This window comes from Gemmatimonadaceae bacterium (assembly GCA_035533755.1).
GTDB lineage: Bacteria > Gemmatimonadota > Gemmatimonadetes > Gemmatimonadales > Gemmatimonadaceae > JAGWRI01.
This window is the reverse complement of sequence record DATLTC010000091.1, coordinates 1-4,763: the sequence shown is the minus strand read 5'-3', so window position 1 is coordinate 4,763 and position 4,763 is coordinate 1. Positions and strand designations below refer to the sequence as shown.

Here is a 4,763-nt window from a genome sequence, read left to right as displayed (position 1 = left end):
CTCGCCGCGCACGCGGCCGCGGCGAATGAGATACACGCGATCGTCGCCGTCGGCCCCCGCCACCCGATACTGGAACGAGAGCGATTCGACCGCGAACCGCAGCCGGTCGAACTGCTCCCGCAGCGCCTCCAGCCGGCCGAGTTTGTCGCGCAGCGACGCGGCCCGCTCGAACTCCAGACGTCCCGCGCTCGCCTCCATCTGCGCGCGCAGGCCCTCGATCGGGCCGTCGCTCTCGCCGTCGAGAAACGCCCGCGCCAGGCGCACCCGCTCGGCGTAGGCGGCGGCCGTGCAGGCGCCGGCGCACGGGCCCAGGCAGCGGCCGATCTCGAGCCGGATGCACCCCGGCGTCCGCGGGGGCCCATCGAACATCTCTGATTGGTCGGCGTAGATCACGGGCTGCGTGAGCCGGCAGTCGCGCAGGCCCAGGGCGTCGCTCAGTTCGCGCAGCGACTCCTCCAGCCGGCGCGCCCCCTGGAATGGCCCATAATAGGTGGCGCTGTCGTCGCCGCTGGGAGCGCGCACGGCCAGCAGCTTTGGCGCGGCGCCGCGCGTGAGCTTGATGAACGCGAAGTGCCGCGCGTCGCGCTTCATGGCCACGTTGAGGCGCGGGCGGAACCGCTTGATGAGCCGCATCTCCGCCAGCAGCGCCGCGAACTCGCTGGGCACGTAGTCCCACTCGATGTCCGCCGCTTCGCGCACGATGCGGGCGCCCTTGTCCTCGGGGAACGAGGCGCGGAAGTAGCTCAGCAGCCGCGTGCGCAGCCGCTTGGACTTGCCCACGTACACCACCTCGCCGTCGCCGGCGATCATGCGGTACACGCCGGGGCGGTCGGCCGCGCCGGCGCGCACGTGGTCGCGCAGCGCGCGGAGCTCGGCCGGCGACGCGCGCCGCGGAAGGAGCGCTAGTGCTGGCAGCGCGGACACAGCACGGTGCTCCGTCCATCGATCGCGTGGGTGCCCACGAGGCGCGTGCCGCAGCGCGGGCAGGGACGATCGGCTCGCCCGTACACCGCCAGCTGCTCGGCAAAGGCGCCGGCGTTACCGTTGGCATCGCGATAGTCGCGAAAACTCGTGCCGCGCGCCTCGATCGACTCCCGCAACACGCCGATAATGGCTGCGTGAAGTGCCGCAGCCTCGGCGGGGGAAATGCCCCGGGCCTGCCGCGACGGATCGATCCCGGCGCGCCACAGGGCTTCGTTGGCGTAGATGTTGCCCACGCCTGCCAACCGCCGCTGATCCATGAGCACCTTCTTCACCGCCTGCCGGCTCGTTTGCAGAAGGTCCGATAGTTCACCCGCGCCGAACGCGGGGTCAAGAGGTTCGACGCCGAGCGCCGCCACGTAGCGCTCGAAGCGCGCCGGCGGCATGAGGGCGACGGTTCCCAGGCGCCGGATGTCACGATAGATGAGCGTGCGGCCGTCGTCGAGGGCGAGGCGGATGGTGGCGTAGGCCCGCTCGCGCTCGTCGAGCTGGCCGTCGTCGAGCAGCAGCGCGCCGGTGAACCGGGGCTGCACCACCAGCCGATCTCCCGTGGAGAGATCGAGCACGACGAGTTTGGCGCGCCGCCAGCAATGCGCGATCCGCGCGCCCGCGAGCCGCCGTCGGAGCACGCGGGCGGTCACCTCGCGCAAGACGTCGGGCCTGGGCACTGCAACGGCGACGATCGTGGCGCCGGTGACCTGGCGGTCGAGGTCGCGGGCGATGGTCTCGGTTTCGGGAAGCTCAGGCACCGCGCGCGCGCTCGCGCCAGCCGATGTCGTCGCGGAACTGCTTGCCGGCGAACGTCACCTGCGCGGCCACGGCGGCGCTCACCTGCTGCGCCTCGGCGAACGTGTCGCCGAGGCCGGTCACGGCGAGCACGCGGCCGCCCGCGGTGACGAGCGCGCCGCGCGCGTTGCGCGCGGTGCCGGCGTGGAAGACGATGGCGTTCCACACCGGCTCGGGGAGCGCGATCTCGTCGCCGGCGCGCGGCTGCTCGGGATAGCCGGCGGCGGCGAGCACGGTGGTCACGGCGTGGCCCGATGCCTCGCAGCGGGCGCCGGCGGGGATGCCGGCGCCGGTGGCGATGGCGCGCATGACGTGGAGCAGTGACGGTTGCATGTGGGCCACCGGGAGCACGGCCTGCGTTTCGGGGTCGCCGAACCGGCAGTTGAACTCCACCACCTTGGGGCCGTCGGCGGTGATCATGATGCCGGCATACAGCAGGCCGGTGAACGGGCGGCCGCACTCGCGCATGGCACGGAGCGTGGGGAGCAGCACGCGCGTCTCGATCTCGCGCAACAGGGGGGCGGTGTCGGGCGACACGCCGCCGAGCCGGGCGCCCAGCGACAGCGGCGCGTAGGCGCCCATGCCGCCGGTGTTGGGGCCGCGGTCGCCGGCCAGGAGCCGCTTGTGATCCTGCGCCGGCACGAGCGACAGCACGCGCTCGCCGTCGGTGAGGGCGAGCACCGACAGCTCCTCGCCGGTCATGAACTCTTCCACGAGCACCTCGTGCCCGCTGTCGCCGAACGCGTTGCCCACGAGCATCGCCTCGATCGCGGCGTCGGCCTGGGCGAGCGTGTCGCACACGATCACGCCCTTGCCGGCGGCGAGCCCCGACGCCTTGATCACCACCGGGGCGCCGTACTCGCGCGCGCAGGCCCTGGCTTCGGGCACCGTGGTGAAGATCCGGGCGCGTGCCGTGGGCACGCCGGCCTGGAGCATGAGCTGCTTGGCGAATGCCTTGGAGGTCTCGATCTCGGCGGCGGCCTGCGTGGGGCCGAAGATCGGGATGCCGGCGCTGCGGAAGCGGTCCACGATGCCGGCGGCGAGCGGCGCCTCGGGGCCCACGACCACCAGATCGACCGCGCGCTCCCGGGCGAGGGTGAGGAGCCGCTCGATGTCGGTGGCCGCCACCGGCACGCACTCGGCGAGTTCGGCGATGCCGGGGTTGCCCGGTGCGGCGATGAGGGAGAGCGAGGGATCGTCGTGCTGCAGCTTCCATGCGAGCGCGTGCTCGCGCCCCCCGCCGCCGACCAGGAGCACCTTCATTTGGGCGTGCCGCGCCATGCCTCGTTGAAGGCGTCCTTGGCGCGCGTTACCACGTCGCCGAACTGCTGGAAGGTGGACCGCGTCTGCTCGCCGTAGTAGCCGGCGGCGTCCATGTAGTCGTCGGTGAGCGGACGGTCGTCGGCGCCGCGTCGCGCGTAGTTGCCGGCGACGATCGCGTCGTAGGCCCCGCTCCGGTGCCACCGCAGCAGCTCGGAGGCGCGCACGGTGTTGAACGGGTGGTCGCGGAACGCGGTGTTGAGCACCTTGAACACGGTGTCCCAGGCGTTGCCGCCGGTCTCGTATTCCTCCGCCTGGCGCATGAACTCCTCGAGGCTCGCCTGATCGCCCGCCGGCGCGGTGCCGCCGGCGAGCTTCATGAAGCCGCCCATCACCACGTTCAGATCCTGGGTGCCGAGCAGGCCGGCGCGGTCGGACGACAGTTCGCTCTTGCGGTACCACTCGAGCAGGGCGAGCTGGAACGGGAGCAGGGCGACGCCAGCCAGGAAGGGCAGATTGCTGATGCCCACCGTGAGGATGATGATGGCGATCGTCCGGTAGGTGGTGTGGCCGCTCATGATGTGGCCCAGCTCGTGGGCCAGGATGAACCGCTGTTCGTCCTCGTCGAGCATGGCGAGGGTGGCCGAGTTCATGACGATGAACGGGTCGTCGAAGCCCACGGCGCCGGCATTCACGAACGGCGTCTGCGTGACGTAGAGCTGCGGGCGCGTGGGCCAGTCGAGCGTCTCCAGCACCTCGCTGTACAGGGCGTTGAGCTTGGGCCGCTGGTGGTCGCTCACGCGGACCGCGTTGGCGAGGAAGAGTTGGCGGACGCCGCGCTCCCCGAAGAAGGAGGCGACTTTGCGCACCACTTCGTCGAAGCCGGGGATGGACCGCAGCGTGTTGAGCGCTGCGCGATCGGCCGGGTGTTCCCAGGCGCGCGAGGAGATCTGAACGAGCGGGATGCGTGGCATAGGAGCGACCCGGATGAAGGAAGGCGGAGCGCTGGGTGCCCGCCGGCGGCGGGCACCCAGTGGCGATGACCGTTCCTGTTCCCTACGTGGGCAGCCTCATGCGGGTGTCGCGGCCGCGGTTCTGGGCTGGCGGTCGCGGCGGGCCTGCTCGGGAAGCCCCTGGAAGGCGTGGTCGAGGTCGGCCAGCAGGTCGCCGATGTCCTCCACGCCGCACGACAGGCGGATGAGGCCGTCCGTGATGCCGAGGGCGGCGCGGCGGTCGGCGTCCACGGAGGCGTGGGTCATCATGGCCGGATGGCTGATCAGCGATTCCACGCCGCCCAGGGATTCGGCCAGCGAGAACACGTGGACGCGGCCCAGGACGTGCGCGGCGCGCTCCTTGGTGCCCATCTCCACGCTCATCATGCCGCCGAACCCCGTCATCTGGCGCTTGGCCAGGTCGTGCTGGGGGTGGGTGGGCAATCCGATGTAGTTGACCTGTTCGGCGCCCACCCGCTCGGCCAGCCACGCGGCGATGGCGCGGCCGTTGGTGTCGTGCCGGGGCATGCGGAGGTGCAGCGTCTTGGTGCCGCGCAGGGCCAGCCACGAGTCGAACGGCCCGGGCACGGCGCCGGCGGCATTCTGGATGAAGTTGAGCTTGTCGGCCAGGTCGTCGTCGTTCACGAGGGCGATTCCGCCCACCATGTCGCTGTGGCCGTTGAGGTACTTGGTGGTGGAGTGGAAGACGATATCGGCGCCGTACTTGAACGGCTGCTGGAAGAA

Annotated in this window: 5 protein-coding genes; all 5 read right to left on the bottom strand. The window is 71.5% G+C overall.

Features of this window, described 5'->3' with window-relative positions; all coding sequences use genetic code 11:
* On the bottom strand, window positions 1-924 hold a 924-nt coding region (locus tag VNE60_12865), incomplete at its 3' end, for a UvrB/UvrC motif-containing protein (protein ID HVB32409.1).
* Window positions 903-1,730, bottom strand: a complete 828-nt coding sequence (mutM, locus tag VNE60_12860; GenBank protein ID HVB32408.1) for a bifunctional DNA-formamidopyrimidine glycosylase/DNA-(apurinic or apyrimidinic site) lyase — start codon at window positions 1,728-1,730, stop codon at window positions 903-905. The genes VNE60_12865 and mutM, both read right to left, overlap by 22 nt.
* Entirely contained in the window at window positions 1,723-3,030 is a 1,308-nt protein-coding gene (purD, locus tag VNE60_12855) for a phosphoribosylamine--glycine ligase (protein ID HVB32407.1), read from the bottom strand. Before purD ends, mutM begins: the two co-directional genes overlap by 8 nt.
* Window positions 3,027-4,001 carry a M48 family metallopeptidase gene (locus VNE60_12850; protein HVB32406.1) on the bottom strand — a complete coding sequence of 325 codons (975 nt, stop codon included), beginning with the start codon at window positions 3,999-4,001 and terminating at the stop codon, window positions 3,027-3,029. Before VNE60_12850 ends, purD begins: the two co-directional genes overlap by 4 nt.
* A 96-nt stretch (window positions 4,002-4,097) precedes the next feature.
* A partial coding sequence (locus VNE60_12845; GenBank protein ID HVB32405.1) for a PLP-dependent transferase occupies window positions 4,098-4,763 on the bottom strand: 666 nt, incomplete at its 5' end.